This is a genomic window from Streptomyces sp. NPDC006372, assembly GCF_040612515.1.
GTDB lineage: Bacteria > Actinomycetota > Actinomycetes > Streptomycetales > Streptomycetaceae > Streptomyces.
Map to the genome: position 1 here is coordinate 1 of NZ_JBEXQJ010000048.1, position 17,458 is coordinate 17,458.

General features: G+C 73.2%; 16 protein-coding genes and 1 rRNA gene. 13 read left to right on the plus strand and 4 right to left on the minus strand.

Annotation, left to right across the window (positions count from 1 at the left end):
• The 3 genes from rrf to ABZ016_RS38955 form a co-directional block, all read left to right on the plus strand.
• Positions 1-92 (plus strand): 5S ribosomal RNA (gene rrf / locus ABZ016_RS38945); the annotation flags it as partial.
• Between the two features lie 254 nt (positions 93-346).
• Positions 347-1,531 carry a hypothetical protein gene (locus ABZ016_RS38950; protein WP_356921536.1) on the plus strand — a complete coding sequence of 395 codons (1,185 nt, stop codon included), beginning with the start codon at positions 347-349 and terminating at the stop codon, positions 1,529-1,531.
• Entirely contained in the window at positions 1,423-2,157 is a 735-nt protein-coding gene (locus ABZ016_RS38955) for a tetratricopeptide repeat protein (RefSeq protein WP_356921532.1), read from the plus strand. Before ABZ016_RS38950 ends, ABZ016_RS38955 begins: the two co-directional genes overlap by 109 nt.
• Before the next feature lie 59 nt (positions 2,158-2,216).
• Here ABZ016_RS38955 and ABZ016_RS38960 read toward each other — a convergent pair whose 3' ends face one another.
• Entirely contained in the window at positions 2,217-3,509 is a 1,293-nt protein-coding gene (locus ABZ016_RS38960; protein ID WP_356921494.1) for a DUF1015 domain-containing protein, read from the minus strand.
• Between the two features lie 72 nt (positions 3,510-3,581).
• Here ABZ016_RS38960 and ABZ016_RS38965 point away from each other — a divergent pair, with 72 nt between their 5' ends.
• The 4 genes from ABZ016_RS38965 to ABZ016_RS38980 all read left to right on the plus strand — a co-directional run bounded on the left by ABZ016_RS38965 (position 3,582) and on the right by ABZ016_RS38980 (position 7,693).
• Complete coding sequence (locus ABZ016_RS38965) at positions 3,582-4,613, plus strand: HAD hydrolase-like protein (protein ID WP_356921495.1); 1,032 nt, start codon at positions 3,582-3,584, stop codon at positions 4,611-4,613.
• 109 nt (positions 4,614-4,722) lie between these two features.
• Complete coding sequence (locus ABZ016_RS38970) at positions 4,723-5,766, plus strand: iron chelate uptake ABC transporter family permease subunit (RefSeq protein WP_356921496.1); 1,044 nt, start codon at positions 4,723-4,725, stop codon at positions 5,764-5,766.
• Complete coding sequence (locus ABZ016_RS38975) at positions 5,763-6,803, plus strand: iron chelate uptake ABC transporter family permease subunit (RefSeq protein ID WP_356921497.1); 1,041 nt, start codon at positions 5,763-5,765, stop codon at positions 6,801-6,803. Before ABZ016_RS38970 ends, ABZ016_RS38975 begins: the two co-directional genes overlap by 4 nt.
• On the plus strand, positions 6,800-7,693 hold the full coding sequence (locus ABZ016_RS38980) for an ABC transporter ATP-binding protein (RefSeq protein ID WP_356921498.1): 894 nt from the start codon (positions 6,800-6,802) through the stop codon (positions 7,691-7,693). Before ABZ016_RS38975 ends, ABZ016_RS38980 begins: the two co-directional genes overlap by 4 nt.
• Here ABZ016_RS38980 and ABZ016_RS38985 read toward each other — a convergent pair.
• Positions 7,677-8,024 carry an SCP2 sterol-binding domain-containing protein gene (locus ABZ016_RS38985; RefSeq protein ID WP_356921499.1) on the minus strand — a complete coding sequence of 116 codons (348 nt, stop codon included), beginning with the start codon at positions 8,022-8,024 and terminating at the stop codon, positions 7,677-7,679. The genes ABZ016_RS38980 and ABZ016_RS38985 overlap by 17 nt on opposite strands.
• Before the next feature lie 42 nt (positions 8,025-8,066).
• Here ABZ016_RS38985 and ABZ016_RS38990 point away from each other — a divergent pair, with 42 nt between their 5' ends.
• The 5 genes from ABZ016_RS38990 to ABZ016_RS39010 all read left to right on the plus strand — a co-directional run bounded on the left by ABZ016_RS38990 (position 8,067) and on the right by ABZ016_RS39010 (position 13,306).
• A complete protein-coding gene (locus ABZ016_RS38990; RefSeq protein ID WP_356921500.1) occupies positions 8,067-8,345 on the plus strand; it encodes a hypothetical protein in 279 nt (92 codons plus the stop codon).
• 7 nt (positions 8,346-8,352) lie between these two features.
• Positions 8,353-9,168, plus strand: a complete 816-nt coding sequence (locus ABZ016_RS38995) for a TlyA family RNA methyltransferase (RefSeq protein ID WP_356921501.1) — start codon at positions 8,353-8,355, stop codon at positions 9,166-9,168.
• Positions 9,165-10,070, plus strand: coding sequence for an NAD kinase (locus ABZ016_RS39000; RefSeq protein WP_003989274.1), 906 nt, complete (start codon positions 9,165-9,167; stop codon positions 10,068-10,070). The genes ABZ016_RS38995 and ABZ016_RS39000 overlap by 4 nt, the downstream gene beginning before the upstream one ends.
• Before the next feature lie 157 nt (positions 10,071-10,227).
• Positions 10,228-11,946 carry a DNA repair protein RecN gene (recN, locus tag ABZ016_RS39005; RefSeq protein ID WP_356921533.1) on the plus strand — a complete coding sequence of 573 codons (1,719 nt, stop codon included), beginning with the start codon at positions 10,228-10,230 and terminating at the stop codon, positions 11,944-11,946.
• A 214-nt stretch (positions 11,947-12,160) separates the two neighbouring features.
• Complete coding sequence (locus ABZ016_RS39010; protein WP_356921503.1) at positions 12,161-13,306, plus strand: glycosyltransferase family 4 protein; 1,146 nt, start codon at positions 12,161-12,163, stop codon at positions 13,304-13,306.
• Here ABZ016_RS39010 and ABZ016_RS39015 read toward each other — a convergent pair.
• On the minus strand, positions 13,263-14,966 hold the full coding sequence (locus ABZ016_RS39015) for a PucR family transcriptional regulator (protein WP_356921504.1): 1,704 nt from the start codon (positions 14,964-14,966) through the stop codon (positions 13,263-13,265). The two genes, ABZ016_RS39010 and ABZ016_RS39015, sit on opposite strands and share 44 nt — an antisense overlap.
• Positions 14,967-15,093: 127 nt before the next feature.
• Between ABZ016_RS39015 and ABZ016_RS39020 the strand changes: the two genes are divergently transcribed.
• Entirely contained in the window at positions 15,094-16,050 is a 957-nt protein-coding gene (locus ABZ016_RS39020; RefSeq protein ID WP_356921505.1) for an LLM class F420-dependent oxidoreductase, read from the plus strand.
• On the opposite strand, the gene ABZ016_RS39025 is transcribed toward ABZ016_RS39020, so the two are convergent.
• The gene (locus ABZ016_RS39025) at positions 16,037-17,419 is read right to left on the minus strand and encodes an FAD-binding oxidoreductase (protein WP_356921506.1); all 1,383 of its coding nucleotides are present in this window, start codon (positions 17,417-17,419) and stop codon (positions 16,037-16,039) included. The genes ABZ016_RS39020 and ABZ016_RS39025 overlap by 14 nt on opposite strands.
• Positions 17,420-17,458: the final 39 nt, after the last annotated feature.

Here is a 17,458-nt window from a genome sequence, read left to right on the forward strand (position 1 = left end):
CGCCCGGTTACATTCCGAACCCGGAAGCTAAGCCTTACAGCGCCGATGGTACTGCAGGGGGGACCCTGTGGGAGAGTAGGACGCCGCCGAACAATCTTTGGAAGGACCCCTGGTCACCAGCGTTCAGCTGGGACCAGGGGTCCTTTTTTGTTTTTTGCACTGCGCGCCGGTGACCCGGTTGCGCGAGAATGACTTGCGGTACCGAAGACAGGAGTCACCATGTCCACCAACTCTCCCGAAGACCGACCGGAGCGCGACCAGCGGCGACGGGAGGGGGACCGGAGCGACCGCGGTGGCCAGCGCGGGGACCGTGGCGACCGTGGTGGCTTCCGCAGGAGCGACCGTGGTGACCGAGCCGACCGCGGAGAGCGCGGTGGTTTCCGGCGTGACGACAACCGCCGTGACGACAACCGGCGTGATGACAACCGCGGTGGTGGCTACGGTCGCCGTGACGACCGGGATCGCGGGCCGCGCAGGGACGACCGCGACCGTGGTGGGTTCCGGCGTGACGATCGTGGTGACCGTCCCTCCTTCCGGCGTGACGACCGACGTGACGACCGAGGAGAGCGTCGGGACGACCGGGGCGAGCGCGGCGGTTTCCGGCGCGACGACAGGCGCGATGACAGGCGTGACGACAACCGTGGTGGCGGCTTCGGCCGGCGCGACGACCGTCGGGGCGATGTGCGCCGAGGAGACGACCGTGGCCCCCGCGGTGGCTTCCGCCGGGATGACCGGCGTGACGACCGGCGTGATGACCGCCGGGATGATCGGCGCGAGGGTGACCGTGGTGGGTTCCCCCGCCGTGACGACCGCGGCGAGCGTCGCGACAGCCGGGATCGTAACTTCCGCGGCGACGACCGGGATCGTGGGTTCCGGCGGGACGACCGTGGCGGTTTCCGGGGGCGGGACGAGCGTCGCGGGGACGACCGGGGCGAGCGCGGCGGTTTCCGGCGCGACGACGCCGGTCGAGGCGGGCGTGGCGGCTTCCGCCGTGACGACGGCCCTCGTGGAGAGCGTGGGGACTTCCGCCGTGGTGACAGTTCTCGAGGTGAGCGCGGGGACTTCCGCCGTGACGACAGTCCTCGTGGTGAGCGTGGGGACTTCCGCCGTGACGACAGTCCTCGTGGTGAGCGTGGGGACTTCCGCCGTGATCAGAGTCCCCGTGGTGAGCGTGGGGACTTCCGGCGGGATGACAACCGGGGCGACGACCGGGACCGTGGCTTCCGGCGGGACGACCGCGGTGGGTTCCGTGGGCGGGACGACCGTGGCGGGCGCGGGCCGCGGCGGGACGATCGCGACCGTGGGTTCCGGCGTGACGGCGACCGGGGTGGGTTCCGGGGACGTGACGACCGGCGTGACGACCGGCGCGGTGGCGGCCGTTTCCGTGAGGAGCGGGAGCGGGACAGGGAGCCGATCAAGCGGCTGCCGATCCCGGAGGACGTCACGGGTGACGAGATCGACAAGGACGTACGGCAGGAGCTGCAGAGCCTGCCCAAGACGCTCGCGGAAGACGTCGCCAGGAACCTGGTGATGGTCGCGCGGCTCCTCGACGAGGACCCCGAGGGCGCGTACGGCTACTCCAGGGTGGCGCTGCGGCTGGCGTCGCGTGTCGCCGCCGTTCGGGAGGCCGCCGGGTTCGCGTCGTACGCCAACCAGAAGTACGGCGAGGCGCTGGCCGAGTTCCGGGCTGCCAAGCGGATGACCGGCAACATCGAGCTGTGGCCCGTCATGGCCGACTGCGAGCGAGGGCTCGGGCGGCCGGAGAAGGCGCTGGACATGGCCGGCGCGCCCGAGGTGCACAAGCTCGACAAGGCCGGGCAGGTGGAGATGCGGCTCGTGGCGGCCGGTGCGCGGCGGGACATGGGGCAGCTGGACGCGGCCATCGTGACGCTGCAGAGCCCGGAGCTGGCCTCCAACTCGGTGCAGCCGTGGACCGCGCGGCTGCGGTACGCGTACGCCGACGCGCTGCTGGCCGCCGGACGGGAGGACGAGGCGCGCGAGTGGTTCGCGAAGGCCGTGGAGGCCGACCGGGACGGCAGCACGGACGCTTCGGACCGGCTCGCCGAGCTCGACGGTGTGGAGTTCGTGGACGCCATGGCCGACGACGATGGTGAGAGCGAAGACGTCGCTCCGGAGGAGCCGGAGGAGAAGGACTGACCCGGACGTAGACAGCAGAAGGGGGCGGGTCCCGGCCGGGACCCGCCCCCTTCGTGCGTTCAGAGGTCCAGCGCGCGCAGCACCAGGCCCGACGCCGGCTTCGGGCCGAACGACGTCGACTTGCGCGGCATCGTCACGCCCTGCCTTGCCAGGTCGCGGACGACCTCCTCGCGGACCGGGTGCATCAGGACGGCCGTACCGCCGTCGCGTTCCGCCTTCGCGACGGTGGCGGCCGTGTCGTGGATGTAGGCGATGTGGGCGGGGGAGTCCTCGGGGATGCGCCACACGTGGTCGAGGAGGGTGGCGTGCAGGACCGTCGCGTCCAGGGTGCGCCAGGCCGTGGGACGGTCGGCGGGGACCGTCCGGTCCAGGAGGTCCGGGTCCGGGTGGTTGACCAGGTGGAAGGATCCGTCGCCGGCCAGCAGGAACGCGTTGCCCGCGCAGGCCGCGTCGGCCAGCGCATCCAAGGCCTCGGGCAGGGGGGCGTGCAGACGGCGTACCCGGAAGAGGCCGTGCAGGGCGGCCACGGCCCGGTCGACGGGCAGGTCGTGGAGGAGGCGGTGGATGGCGCGGACGCGGAGGGGGTAGCGGGCCGTGTCGACCAGGAGGACCAGGCCGTGGTCCCACGGGCTGGGGGAAGGGTGTTCGGTGCGCAGGCGGCGGTAGGTCGCCCAGCGGTGGTGGCCGTCGGCGATGAGGGCCTGGTGCCGGGCCAGGTCGGTCTGGATCGTGGCCAGGTCGGCCGGAGCGGTGACCGACCACAGGCGGTGGCTGAAACCGTCCTCCGTGGTGGTGGCCAGGAGGGGTGGCTGTTCCGCGGTGCGCTCGATGAGGTCGGCCGTGGCGGTCGTCGAGCCGTCGCCGCGGTAGGTGAGCAGGAGGGGTTCGAGGTTCGCCGAGGTGGCGCGCATGAGGGCCGCGCGGTCGGCGACGATGTGTGGCATGACGTCCTCGTGCGGCAGCACCACCTGCTCGGCGGGGTCCGACACGCGGAGGGTGCCGATGATGCCGCGTTGCAGCATGCCGGTGCCGTCGCGTTGCTCGTAGACGTACAGGCCGGGCTGCGGGTCGGTGGTCAGGACGCCCTCGGACAGCCAGCGGCGCAGGGTCTCGGCGGCCTGCTCGTTGCGGGCGCTGGGGGTGGCGGCCTGGGGGAGGATCAGTCGGACGATGTTGTGAGGGTCGGAGGACTCCAGGTGGTGCAGGCCGTCGGGGCGCACCACGACGTCGTACGGCGGAGATGTCACGGCGGCAAGGCTGCCGACCCGGTCGGGGTCGTAACGGAGGCCTCGGAACGGGGTGAGTTCCAGGCCTCGGTGCGCCGTTGCCTCCGAGTGACCTGCTGTGTCCATCCCGGCATCGTACGGCTGTCGGTGGCATGGGGGATGATCGGGGGAAAGCCGTCGAACGAGGAGCGATGCGGGATGAGCCGGAGTGTCAGGACGAGGCCCGAGGGCAGTGGGCAGGCCCTGAGCGAGGCGTACGACACCGCGCTGCTCGATCTGGACGGGGTCGTGTACGCGGGCGGCAGTGCGATCGAGTACGCGGTCGAGTCGCTGGCCGAGGCGCGGGCGGGTGGGATGCGGCTCGCGTACGTCACCAACAACGCGCTGCGGACGCCGGACACCGTGGCTGCACATCTGAGCGAGCTGGGGATACCCACGGGCGCGGACGACGTCATCACCTCGGCGCAGGCGGTCGCGCGGCTGATCAGCGAGCAGGTGCCGCAGGGTGCCCGGGTGCTGGTGATCGGCGGTGAGGGGCTGCGGGTGGCGCTGCGCGAGCGCGGGCTCGTGCCCGTGGAGTCGGCGGACGACGATCCGGTGGCGGTGGTGCAGGGCTACGGCGGGCCCGAGCTGCCGTGGGGCCGTTTCGCGGAGGCCAGTTACGCCGTGGCGCGCGGTGTGCCGTGGTTCGCCTCCAACACCGACCTGACGATTCCGAGCGGGCGGGGGATCGCGCCGGGCAACGGGGCGGCGGTGGAGGTCGTACGGATCGCCACGGGCGCCGAGCCGCAGGTCGCGGGCAAGCCGCTGCCGCCGATGCACCGCGAGACCATCCTGCGGACCGGGGCGAAGCGACCGCTGGTGGTGGGTGACCGGCTGGACACGGACATCGAGGGCGCGTTCAACGGGGACGTCGACTCGCTGCTCGTGCTGACCGGGGTGACCGACGGTGCGAAGTTGCTGGCCGCGCCGCCGCAGCACCGGCCGACGTATGTGGACGCCGATCTGCGCGGGATGCTCAGCGGCCAGCCGGAGGTCGTGGAGGCGGGCGACGGCAGGTTCCGGTGCGGGGGCTGGACGGCGGTGGCCGGTGCGGACCGGCTGGAGCTGGACGGGGAGGGTGCGGCGCTGGACGGGTTGCGCGCGTTGTGCGCCGTGGCGTGGACGGCCGCGGGTGAGGGCGTGTGCGAGCTGGACGGGGAGAAGGCGCTGGCCCGGCTGGGGCTGTGAGCGCCGGTTGGCACAGACGGTTCCGGGGCAGGCTCCGGCCGTGCGTTCGTGGGGCGTGGCCGGGCTCCGGAATCGTGATCGAATGCGAGGGTAGGCTAACCTAACCTGCGTGTTGGTCGACAGTCCCCCCGAACAGCGCGCGGAGACCACCTCCGCGCCCCCAACCCGACGTGCGATACGTGCCTTTGGGCTGCTCCTGGCCGTCGCGATCCTGGTGCTCGTAGCGCTGGCGAGCATCGCGATCGGAGCGAAAGAGCTGTCCCTCGGGCAGGTCTGGCACGGCCTGTTCGACGATTCGGGGTCGTACGGCGACGTCGTCGTCGCGGAGCGGCTGTCGCGGACCGTGCTCGGGCTGCTCGCCGGCGCCGCCCTCGGTCTGGCCGGTGCGGTCCTCCAGGCCCTCACGCGCAACCCGCTGGCCGATCCCGGGCTGCTCGGCATCAACGCGGGCGCGTCCGCAGCGGTCGTCACGGCCATCACGTACCTCGGGGTCACCTCGCTCACCGGCTACGTCTGGTTCGCGTTCTTCGGTGCGGCCGCGGTCGGGGCGCTGGTGTGGTTCCTCGGCGGCAGCCGGGGTGCGACGCCGGTACGGCTCGCCCTCGCCGGTACGGCGCTCAGCGCCGCGCTCTACGGTTACCTCCAGGCCGTGATGATCATGGATGACGCGGCGCTCGGCAAGATGCGCTTCTGGACGGTCGGTTCGCTGTCCTCGGCGACCGACTCGACCATCCGTCAGGTCCTGCCGTTCCTGCTGGCCGGTACGGTCCTCGCGCTCGCGCTGGCGCGGCCGCTGAACGCCATGGCCATGGGCGACGACACCGCCAAGGCGCTCGGCGCCAACCTGAACCGGACGCGGGCGCTGTCCATGCTGGCCGCGACCGTGCTGTGCGGGGCCGCGACCGCCGCCTGCGGTCCGATCGTGTTCGTCGGCCTGATGGTGCCGCATGTCGTGCGCTCCTTCACCGGGCCCGACCTGCGCTGGATCCTGCCGTACGCGGCGATCCTGTCGCCGGTGCTGCTGCTCGGGGCCGACGTCCTCGGCCGGATCGTGGCCCGGCCCGCGGAACTCCAGGTGGGCATCGTCACCGCGATCCTCGGCGGCCCGGTGTTCATCTTTCTCGTACGACGGCGGAGGACGGCGCAGCTGTGAAGACCACCAACCGTGCCGTGCGGACCCCGGGCGGCCTCTCCGTACGTCTGGACGTGCGCGCCTTCGTCGTCGTGCTCCTGCTGCTGGTCGTGGCGCTCGCGGCGAGTGTCGTGCTGATCGGCACCGGCGACTTCCCGATCCCCGCCGCCGACGTGCTGCGGACGCTGGTGGGCGAGGGCAACGCGGGCCAGGAGTTCATCGTCAACGAGCTGCGGCTGCCGCGGGTCCTGGTGGGGCTGCTGGTGGGCGCCTCGCTCGGCCTGGGCGGCGCGCTGTTCCAGTCCATCTCCCGCAACCCGCTGGGCAGTCCGGACGTGCTCGGTCTCGGGCAGGGCGCGACGGCCGGCGCGCTCACCATGATCGTGCTGTTCTCCGGGAGCGCCGGCCAGGTCGCCGTCGGCGCGCTCGTGGGCGGCCTGGTGACCGGCCTCGCCATCTACGTGCTCGCCTGGAAGCGGGGCGTGCACGGGTACCGGCTGGTGCTGGTCGGCATCGGTGTCTCCGCGATCGTCACGGCGGTCAACGGCTATCTGCTCACCAAATCGGACATCGTGGACGCGGCCCGCGCGGTCGTGTGGATGACCGGTTCCCTCGACGGCCGTGACTGGGCCCAGGTCTGGCCGCTGCTCGGGCTGAGCGCCGTGCTCGTGCCGCTCGTCCTCGGCAACGCCCGGGCGCTGCGGATGATGGAGATGGGCGACGACGTGTCGTACGCCCTCGGGGTGCGGGTGGAGCGCGTGAGGCTGCTGCTGATGGTGGCGGCCGTGCTGCTCACCGCCTCCGCGACCGCCGCGGCCGGACCCGTCAGCTTCGTCGCGCTCACCGCGCCGCAGCTGGCCCGGCGCCTCACCCGGTCGCCGGGCCCGAACTTGCTGGCCTCGCTCTGCATGGGCGCCGCCCTGCTGGTCGCCGCCGATCTGCTCTCGCAGCGGGCGTTCGGCGCCGAGCAGCTGCCCGTGGGCGTGGTCACCGGCGTACTCGGCGGTGTCTACCTGCTGTGGCTGCTGGTCACCGAGCGCCGGGCGGGACGGATATGAGCGCCGAGAGCAACAAGAACAGCGGACTGAACGACCGAAGGAGCACCGTGAACCGCCTGTCCGCCGAGAACGTCACCCTCGCCTATGACCAGCGGGTGATCGCCGAGCAGCTGTCGGTGGAGATACCCGACAACTCCTTCACCGTGATCGTCGGCCCCAACGCCTGCGGCAAGTCGACGCTGCTGCGGGCCCTGTCGCGGATGCTCAAGCCGAGCGACGGCCGGGTGCTGCTCGACGGGCAGGTCATCCAGTCGATGCCCGCCAAGAAGGTCGCCCGCACTCTGGGCCTGCTGCCCCAGTCGTCCATCGCACCCGACGGCATCACCGTCGGCGACCTGGTCGGCCGCGGCCGCTACCCGCACCAGGGCCTGCTGCGGCAGTGGTCCACCGAGGACGAGCGGATCGTCCAGGAGGCCATGCGGCAGACCGGCGTCGCCGAGCTGGCCGACCGCTACGTCGACGAGCTGTCGGGCGGTCAGCGCCAGCGCGTGTGGATCGCCATGGCGCTCGCCCAGCAGACCCCGCTGCTGCTGCTCGACGAGCCGACGACCTTCCTGGACATCCAGCACCAGATCGACGTCCTGGACCTGTGCGCGGAGCTGCACGAGGAGCAGGGCCGCACGCTCGTGGCCGTGCTGCACGACCTGAACCACGCCGCCCGCTACGCCACCCACCTCATCGCCCTGCGCGAGGGCACGGTCGTCGCCGAGGGCGCGCCGAACGACATCGTCACGGCCGAGCTGGTGGAAGAGGTCTTCGGGCTGCGCTGCCAGGTGATCGACGACCCGGAGACGGGCACGCCGCTGGTGGTGCCGGCGGCGCGGAAGGCCCGTGTGACGGGCGCGGCGGCGGTGGCGAAGACCGCCGCGGAGGCTACAGCAGCTTCCTGAGACGGAGCAGGTCCCGGAAACCCGCGTGCAGCTTCACCCGGCCGGAGCCCCATGCGGTGGCGAAGTTCAGCTCGCCGTCGACCAGGGCCACCAGGTCGTCGCCGGCCATGGCCAGTCTGATCTCGGCCTGGTCGGGCGGCGGTCCCTGGACCGTGTCGCGCACCTCGATCCGCCCGCCCTGCATGCGGCCCACGAAGGTGACGTCCAGGTCCGTGATGTGGCAGCTGACCGAACGGTCCAGGGCCGCGGCGTCGCGGGCGTCCCCTTCGGCGTGCTGCATGTTGTCCGAGAGCTTGTCGAGTGCGCTGCGGCACTCCTCGATCGTGGCCATCGCCGTCGACGTTACCGCAGGGGTTCGCGGTAGCGTCTGGGCATGGACGACGCAGTTCCCGACCCGCCGCCGGTGGAGGAAGCGCCCGAGCCCGCGTACGACCCGGCCGCTCCCGCCCCGCTGAACGTGCCCCGTACCCCCACCGGCGACGCCGACGTGGACGCGGTTCTGGCCCGGCTCGGTGACGCCGACCACCTCGCCACCGACGGACACGTCGAGGTGTACGAGGATGTACACCGGGGGCTGCGCGACGCGCTCACCGCGCTCGACGCCCGCCCGGGTCCTCCGGCGCCCCCGCGGACGCACGAACACAGGAGCTGAACACACCGTGGCAGGAGTCGCACGCCGCCGTCTGGACGCGGAGCTGGTCCGCCGGAAGCTCGCGCGCTCGCGTGAGCACGCCGGCCAGCTGATCGCCGCCGGGCGTGTCTCCGTCGGCAAGACCGTCGCGACCAAGCCCGCCACGCAGGTGGAGACCGCGGCCGCGATCGTCGTCGCGGTAGACGACAACGACCCCGACTACGTGTCGCGCGGCGGCCACAAGCTCGCCGGCGCGCTGCAGGCGTTCGTGCCGCTGGGCCTGGCCGTCGAAGGGCGCCGGGCACTGGACGCCGGCGCCTCCACCGGTGGTTTCACCGACGTCCTGCTGCGCGCGGGCGCCGCCCATGTCGTCGCCGTGGACGTCGGATACGGACAACTTGCATGGTCTCTGCAGAAGGATGAACGCGTCACCGTCAAGGATCGTACGAACGTACGCGAGTTGACACTTGAAGAGATCGATGGGGAGCCTGTGGATCTTGTCGTGGGGGATCTGTCCTTCATCCCGCTCGGGCTGGTCCTGCCCGCCCTGGTGCGGTGCGTGAAGCCGGACGCCGACCTGGTGATGATGGTCAAGCCGCAGTTCGAGGTGGGGAAGGAGCGGCTGGGCAGCGGGGGAGTCGTACGCAGCACCCGGCTGCGGGCCGAAGCGGTGACGGGGGTGGCCGAGAAGGCCTGGGGACTGGGGCTCGGGGTGAAGGGCGTGACGGCCAGTCCGCTGCCCGGGCCGTCGGGGAATGTCGAATACTTCTTGTGGCTGCGGGCCGGGGCACCGGAACTGGACCCGGCCGATGTCGAGCGTGCAGTGGCGGAGGGGCCGCGTTGACCGAGAACCGAGCTCGTACTGTTTTCCTGCTCGCCCACACGGGGCGGCCCGCCGCCGTGCGCAGTGCCGAACTCGTGGTGAAGGGGCTGCTGCGCTCCGGTCTCGGTGTGCGCGTCCTGGAGGCGGAGGCGCGTGACCTGCCCCTGCCGGAGGAGGTGGAGCTGGTCAAGGAGGCCACTCCGCAGTGCCTCGACGGGTGTGAGCTGCTCATCGTGCTGGGCGGCGACGGCACGCTGCTGCGCGGCGCGGAGTTCGCCCGGGCCTCCGGGGTGCCGATGCTCGGCGTCAACCTCGGGCGGGTCGGGTTCCTCGCCGAGGCCGAGCGCGACGACCTCGACAAGGTGGTCGACCGGGTGGTGACCAAGGCGTACGAGGTCGAGGAGCGGATGACCGTCGACGTCGTCGTGCACCGCAACGGGGACATCGTGCACACGGACTGGGCGCTGAACGAGGCGGCCGTGCAGAAGGTGTCCGCCGAGCGGATGCTGGAGGTCGTCCTGGAGATCGACGGGCGTCCGGTGACCGGGTTCGGCTGTGACGGGATCGTGCTGTCGACTCCGACCGGGTCGACGGCGTACGCGTTCTCGGCGGGTGGGCCCGTGGTGTGGCCGGAGGTCGAGGCGCTGCTGATGGTGCCGATCAGCGCGCACGCGTTGTTCGCGAAGCCGTTGGTGACATCGCCGGATTCTGTGTTGGCTGTGGAGGTTCTGCCGCACATTCCGCCGGGTGTGCTGTGGTGCGACGGGCGGCGGACCGTGGAGTTGCCCGCCGGGGCCAGGGTGGAGGTCCGGCGGGGGGCTGTGCCGGTTCGGCTGGCTCGGCTGCATCATGCGTCCTTCACTGACCGGTTGGTTGCCAAGTTCGCGCTGCCGGTTTCCGGGTGGCGCGGCGCTCCTCATTAGGGTGGTTGACCGTCGTCGGCGGGTGCGGGGCGTCTGTGGCTGGTCGCGCAGTTCCCCGCGCCCCCGAGAAGGCCACTTCCACTCACGTGGGTGACAAAGGCAGGCCAGTCGCAATCCTTGGCTCGGACCTCGTAAGGTCGTGTCCGTGTTGGAGGAGATGCGGATACGGTCGCTGGGCGTGATCGACGACGCTGTGGTCGAGCTGTCGCCCGGGTTCACCGCGGTCACCGGTGAGACGGGTGCGGGCAAGACCATGGTGGTCACCAGCCTCGGGTTGCTGCTCGGCGGGCGCGCGGATCCGGCGCTCGTGCGGATCGGGGCCGGCAAGGCGGTCGTGGAGGGGCGGATCACCGTCCCGGACGACGCGACGGCGGCCGTCCGTGCCGAGGAGGCCGGGGCCGAGCTCGACGACGGGGCCCTGCTGATCAGCCGTACCGTCTCCGCCGAGGGGCGCTCACGGGCGCACCTGGGCGGTCGCAGCGTGCCCGTGGGGGTGCTCGCCGAGCTCGCCGACGAGCTGGTGGCCGTGCACGGGCAGACCGACCAGCAGGGGCTGCTCAAACAGCAGCGGCAGCGCCAGGCGCTCGACCGGTACGCCGGCGACGCCGTCGCCGGGCCGCTGGCCAAGTACGGCGAGGCGTACAAGCGGCTGCGGGCCGTCGCCGCCGAGCTCGACGAGATCACCACGCGCGCGCGTGAAAGGGCCCAGGAGGCCGACATGCTGCGCTACGGGCTCGATGAGATCGCCGCCGTCGAGCCCCGGGCCGGAGAGGACGTGGAGCTGGCCGAGGAGGCCGAGCGGCTCGGGCACGCCGAGGCGCTGGCGTCGGCCGCCGCTGTCGCGCACGCCGGACTCGCCGGAAATCCGGAGGACCCGGAGGGCGTCGACGCCGGGACGCTCGTCGCGGGCGCGCAGCGGGCCCTGGACGCCGTACGGTCGCACGACCCGGCGCTGGCCGCGCTCGCCGACCGCATCGGGGAGATCGGGATCCTGCTGCGTGACGCGGCGGGGGACCTGGCCGGGTACGCCGACGACCTGGACGCCGATCCGCTGCGGCTGGCGGCCGTGGAGGAGCGGCGGGCCGCGCTCACCGGGCTGACCCGGAAGTACGGCGAGGACATCGCCTCCGTGCTGGCCTGGGCCGAGCAAGGTGCCGCCCGGCTGACCGAACTCGACGGTGACGACGAGCGGATCGGGGAGCTGACCGCCGAGCGGGACGCGCTGCGGACCGAACTGGGCGGGCTCGCACAGGCGCTGACGGACGCCCGGACCGACGCCGCCGAGCGGTTCGCCGCCGCCGTCACCGCCGAACTGGCCTCGCTCGCCATGCCGCACGCCCGGGTGTCCTTCGACATCCGGCAGACCGAGGACCCGGAGGGCGTCGAGGTCGGCGGCCGTGCGGTCGCGTACGGGCCCGCCGGTGCCGACGAGGTCGAACTGCTGCTGGCCCCGCACCCGGGCGCGCCGCCCCGGCCGATCGCCAAGGGCGCGTCCGGCGGTGAGCTGTCCCGGGTGATGCTGGCCGTGGAGGTCGTGTTCGCGGGGACGGATCCGGTGCCGACGTACCTCTTCGACGAGGTCGACGCGGGCGTCGGCGGCAAGGCGGCGGTCGAGATCGGCCGGCGGCTGGCCCGTCTGGCGAAGACCGCGCAGGTCGTGGTCGTCACCCATCTCCCGCAGGTCGCCGCCTTCGCCGACCGGCAGTTGCTGGTCGAGAAGACCAACGACGGGTCGGTCACCCGTTCCGGCGTGAAGGTGCTGGAGGGGGAGGACCGGGTCCGGGAGCTGTCCCGCATGCTCGCCGGGCAGGAGGACTCGGAGACGGCACGGGCCCATGCGGAGGAACTGCTGGCGACGGCCCGGGCGGATGTCTAGCTGAAGCAGCGGTCGTGCGGCAGGACCGGACGGGTGCGCCGATCTTCACTCGTGTGGGTGACCCGGCCCGGCGCACTGCCCCGACGCCGCGCCCCACTGTCGCGCCGTCGGGGTCCCGGCGTTCCCGGAACCCCCGTATGTCCTGGCATCCTTGGCGGAGTACGCGTAGGAAACCGCTTCGTGACCGCCCGACCCGAACCAGGAGCCCGGCCACGTGACCCCCGTGAGCAGCCACTCACCGCATGGCCAGTCGCCGCTGCGCACCGTGCAGGTGCTGGGCGGAGGCAACGCCGCCAGCAGCACGCATGTGCGCTCCCTGGCCGCGGGGCTCGTCGCGCGGGGCGTGAAAGTCACGGTGTGCGCCCCCTTCGAGGCGGATCGCGCCTACGACTTCAGGGGTGTCGGGGCCGACCATGTGCACGTGCCGCGCAGCAGTGACCCGGTGTCGGTGGCGGCCCTGCGGGCGGCCTGCGCCAACGCCGATCTGGTGCACGCCCACGGGCTGCACGCCTCCTTCCGGACCGTGCTGGCGCTCAGCGGGCGGCGCGTGCGTACTCCGCTGGTCGTGACGTGGCACGACCGGGCGCACGCCGACGGAGCCCGCGCCCATCTGCTGCGGGTGCTGGAGCGCCGGGTCGTGAAAGCCGCCACGGTGGTGCTGGGCACGACGTCGGCGCTGGTGGACCGGGCCCGGCGGACCGGGGCGAGGGACGCACGGCTCGCCGCCGTCGCCCTGCCCGGCCCCCGTAGGCCCGTGGAACGGGACGATCCGGACCGCCTGCGGTCCAAGGTGCGGGCCGAACTCGGCGCCATCGGACGGCCGTTGCTGGTGGCCGTCGGCTCTCTGGAGCGGCACCGCGGATACGACGTGCTGCTGGACGCCGCGCGCGCGTGGCGCCGTCTCGATCCGGTTCCCCTGGTCGTGATCGCGGGGGAAGGGCCGCTGCGCGGCGAACTCCAGGAGCGGATCGAGGAAGAGGGGTTGCCGGTCCGGCTCTTCGGACGGCGCGACGACATCACCGCACTGCTCGCCGCCGCCGATCTCGCCCTGCTGCCCAGCCGCTGGGAGGAGGCGCGCTCCGTCCTCGCCCAGGAGGCCCTCCACGCCCGTGTGCCGCTCGTCGCGACCGCGGTCGGCGGCGTTCCCGAACTGGTCGGGGACGCGGCCGAACTCGTTCCGTGCGGGGACGCGGGGGCCCTCGCCGACTCCGTCGTACGCCTGCTCGGCGACCCGGAGCGCCGGGAGCTGCTGAAGGAGAAGGGCGCCCGGCAGGCGGCGACCTGGCCGACCGAGGACGAGACGGTCGCCCAAGTGCTCAGCGTGTACGACGAGCTGACCCAGCCCCGGCCGCTCCCGTAGCGCCGCCGTAGGGCCCCTGGGGAACGTGTCTGCGGGCTCGCAGCGCCAGGCTGAGGGCCAGAACGGTCTGCGGGTCGTCGAGGTCCGTGCCCAGCAACTCCCCGATGCGCGCCAGGCGGTTGTACAGGGTCTGCCGGTTGAGGTGCAGCTCCCGGGCCGTCTCCGCCTTGCGTCCCGCGTGCGCGAGGTACGTCGACAGGGTGGGCAGCAGCGGCGGCCGGGAGCGGCGGTCGTGCTCCAGGACCGGGCCGAGGGCCCGGTCGACGAAGGCGGCCAGGTCCGGATGGTCACGCAGTCGCCACAGCAGCAGATCGATGTCCAGGCGGCGCGCGTCGTACCAGGGCCGGTCGGGCAGCCCCTGGGCCGCCGTGGCCGACTCGGCGGCGTGCCGCAGGCCCGACGCCACCGCCGTCCAGCCGCCGGCCACCCCCACGACCACCACCGGCGGCTGCCCGCCCGGCCGCAGCATCCCGGCCCGGCCCACCCCGGCCCGCAGCGCCACCGCCACCCGGTCCGCGACCGTCGTCCGCTCCGGCTCCGAGCGCAGCCCGAGCAGCACCAGCACCCGGCCCTCCACCGGCCGCACCCCGAGCAGCAGCGGTACACCCACCGAGGCCAGTTCCGCCGAGACCGCCCGGGCGAGCACCGCCCAGCCGCCCCCCGGGGACAGGGCGTCCCCCAGCCGCATGACCACCGGCAGCAGCGGACCGTCGCCCGGCCGGAAGCCCAGCACGCGCGCCTGGGCCGGGGCGTCCTCCGCCGTGACCCGGCCCTCGGCGAGATCCGTGAGGAAGTCGCCCCGCCCCCGCGCCGCCAGCTCCTCCTCCTGCCGTGCCTGCATCAGCACCACGGCCAGGATGCCCGCGGCCCGCTCGGCCGCCATCCGGTGCACCGGCGCCAGGGGCGCCCGTACGGGAAGCAGCACCAGACGCGCCCGGACGCCCCCGATGCCGGGCCCGCCGCCCGGGACGTCCACGAGGACCGAGCCCGCCGGCGGCGGCTCATCCCGGTTCTGGGCCCGCAGCCCCTCCCACACCTGCAGCGGGTCCGCGCCCTCGGGACCGGCCCCGGCGGCGTACAGCAACTGCCCGTCCGCCGTCTCCAGAAAGACAGGATTCCCGCCGAAATCAGCCAGAATGGCCAGCACTTGAGGTACCCCGCCACCGCTGAGCAGGGCCTCGGTACACCGCCGGTGCACCTCCTCGGCCCGCTGCAGCAGCGCGTAGTGGCCGTTGACGATCTCGGTGTGGACCTCCTCCGTGACGGTGACGAACGGCACCTCCCGGTGCAGTTGGACGAGCGGCAGCCCGGCGGAGCGTGCCGTGTCGACCAAGGCGGCCGGCAGCCGCGTGAAGCGCGGCCCGAGCTCCACCACCAGGGCGGCGATGCCCCGCTCGGCCAGGGTGCGCACGAAGGCCCGTTGCTCGGCCGGGCGGGTGCCGAGGCCGTAGCCCGTGGTCAGCAGCAGCTCGCCGCCCTTGAGCAGGGAGGCGATGTGCGGCACCTCGCCGGCGTGCACCCAGCGCACCGTGCGCCCGAGCCGCTCGGCGCCCGCCAGCACCTCGGGCAGCCCGCTGCGCAGCCCCGGCAGCTCCAGCGCCCGCTGCACGGTGATCCCGGCGCCCTGGGTGCCGTAGCCGCTGTCCGTCCCGCTGTCCATGTGCCGGACGCTACCCGTGCGGGTGCCTCACGGACATCTCCGGAGGCGCAGGGGAGCGATCACGTACGGGGGCGCGGCCGGTCAGGACACGGGATTACCGTGGCAACGGCCGGGTACGGGCGCCGTCATGGACATCAGCGTGGTCGCCGTAGGGCGTGAGGACGACAGTCCGATCGAGGAGCCGTTGCGGGTCGCGGTCCTCGCCGACCGGCTCGGATACCGGGAGGTGTGGGCGGGCGAGGGAGCCACGTGGGACTCGTTCGTCCTGGCGACGGCGATCGGCGCGGCCACCGAACACGCCGTGCTGACGGCCGGGCCCGTGCCCGTGAACGTGCGCGACCCGCTCACCATCGTCCGGGGCGCCGCCTCCACCGCGGCCGTCACCGGCCGGACCGTCGGTGTGGCACTGGGCACCTCCAGCAAGCGGGTCGTCGAGGGCGTGCACGGCCGGCCGCGGACCCGGCCCGCCGCCACTCTCGCGGAGTCGGCGGCGGCCGTGAGCGCCCTCATGCACAGCGTGCCGGGTGAGCCGATCGTGCCCGGCAGCGGCTTCCTGCGCCGGCTGCCGCCGCCCGGCGGCATGGTCACCGTCGCGGCGTTCGGAGAGCGCGCGGTCGCCGCGGCCGTCGAACACGCCGACCGGATGCTGCTCGACATCGTCTCGCCCGAACAGGTCCGGGTGCTGCGGGCCCGGATGCTCGCGGCCGCCGAGAAGGCGGGACGCACGCCGCCGCGGCTGGCCTCGTGGCTGCCCGCCGCCGTCGACCCGAAGCCCGAGACGCTCCAGCAGGTCCTGCGCAGCGTCGTCGGCTATCTCACGGTGCCGGGCTACAGCGACATGTTCGTCGACGCGGGGTACGCCGAGATCGTGGAGCTGGCCGCCAAGGGCGCGGACCCGGACACCCTGCTGCGGGCCATGCCCCCGGAGGCCGCCGGCACGGTCGCCCTCGTCGGCGACGCCGACACCGTCCGCGCCCGTATCGACGCCTACGCCGAGGCCGGGCTCGACGAGATCGCGCTGGTGCCCGCGACGGCGGGCGACCCGGCGGGGGAGCGGACGCTCAGGGCGCTCAGGCCGGCGTGATGTTGTGGTTGAAGCGGAACACGTTGTCCGGGTCGTAGCGCCGCTTCAGCTCCGCCAGCCGCCGGGTGTTCTCGGCACCCAGACCGGCGACCACACGCGCGTCGCCCTCGTCGCCGATGAAGTTGAGGTAGACGGCGCCGGTGCTCCACGGCCGCGTGCCGGCCCGGACGTCCCGCACCCACTGCCGGCACCGCTCGTCGTCCGCCGGGTCCTCCCAGATGGCGAACGGATGCACCGCCCAGGGAGCGTCCCGGTAGGGCACCGGGTACTCGGGCGGCCCGGCCGCGATCGCACCACCCTGCGGGAACAGCACGTGCTGGGTGCCGGTCGGCACGGGCACGGATTCGGCGAGGGAGCAGAAGGCGTCCACGAAGTCGTCGGGCGCGCCCGACACGTACTCCGCCGACCAGTAGTTCCGCATCCCCGGCGGGTCGTCGATCATGCACTGGAGGTCGGCGTACGGGATCGCGCCGACGACCTCGGCCTCGTGCGGCAGGGCCAGCAGCGGTTGGGCGACCTTGCGCATGTCGTCCTCGCCGCCGGCGTACGTCAGCAGCGCGCCGCACACGAGCCGGCCGACCAGGTGCTCGGGGACGAACTCCTCCGGCGGGGCGGTGAGGTAGATGATGCCGCCGCCCGCCTCGTCGGGCGCTGAGGTGATCACCTCGCGGAAGGTGCGGACGGCGTCCGGGCCGTGCTCCGGGAGGTACAGCACCAACGCCATGGAGAACTCGGGCAGTTCGTGCAGCCGCAGCGTCAGTGCCGTGGCGACGCCGAAGTTTCCGCCGCCGCCGTGCAGCGCCCAGAACAGGTCCGGGTTCTCGTCGGCGCTCGCGTGGACGCGGCTGCCGTCGGCGGTGACGAGCTCGACGGCGAGCAGATTGTCGACGGCGAGTCCGCACCAGCGGTCCAGCCAGCCGGTGCCGCCGCCCAGCACGAAGCCGCCGACGCCCGTGGTGGAGGCCCGGCCGCCGGTCGTCGCCAACTTGTACGGCTCGGTGGCCCGGTCCAGATGGCTCATCGTGGCCCCGCCCGCGACCCGGACCGCCTGCGCCGCCGGATCCACGGTCACCGCGTGCATCCGGCGCAGATCGACCACCACACCGCCGTCGTTGACCGCCATGCCCGCCACACTGTGCCCCCCGCCGCGCACCGCGACGGGCAGATCCAGCTCCCTGGCGAACCGCACCGCCCGCACCACGTCGTCCGCGTCGGCACACTGCGCGATGACCGCGGGCCGCCGGTCGATCATGACGTTGAAGACGGCCCGGGCCTCGTCGTAGCCCGCGTCGTCCGGGGCGAACACATCGCCGCTCAGTTCCTCGCGCAGCGCGGCGAGAGCCGCGCCCGCCTTCCAGAGGGGAGCCATGGCCGCCCCCTTCCGACCGGGGGAATCGTCCGCTTCCAG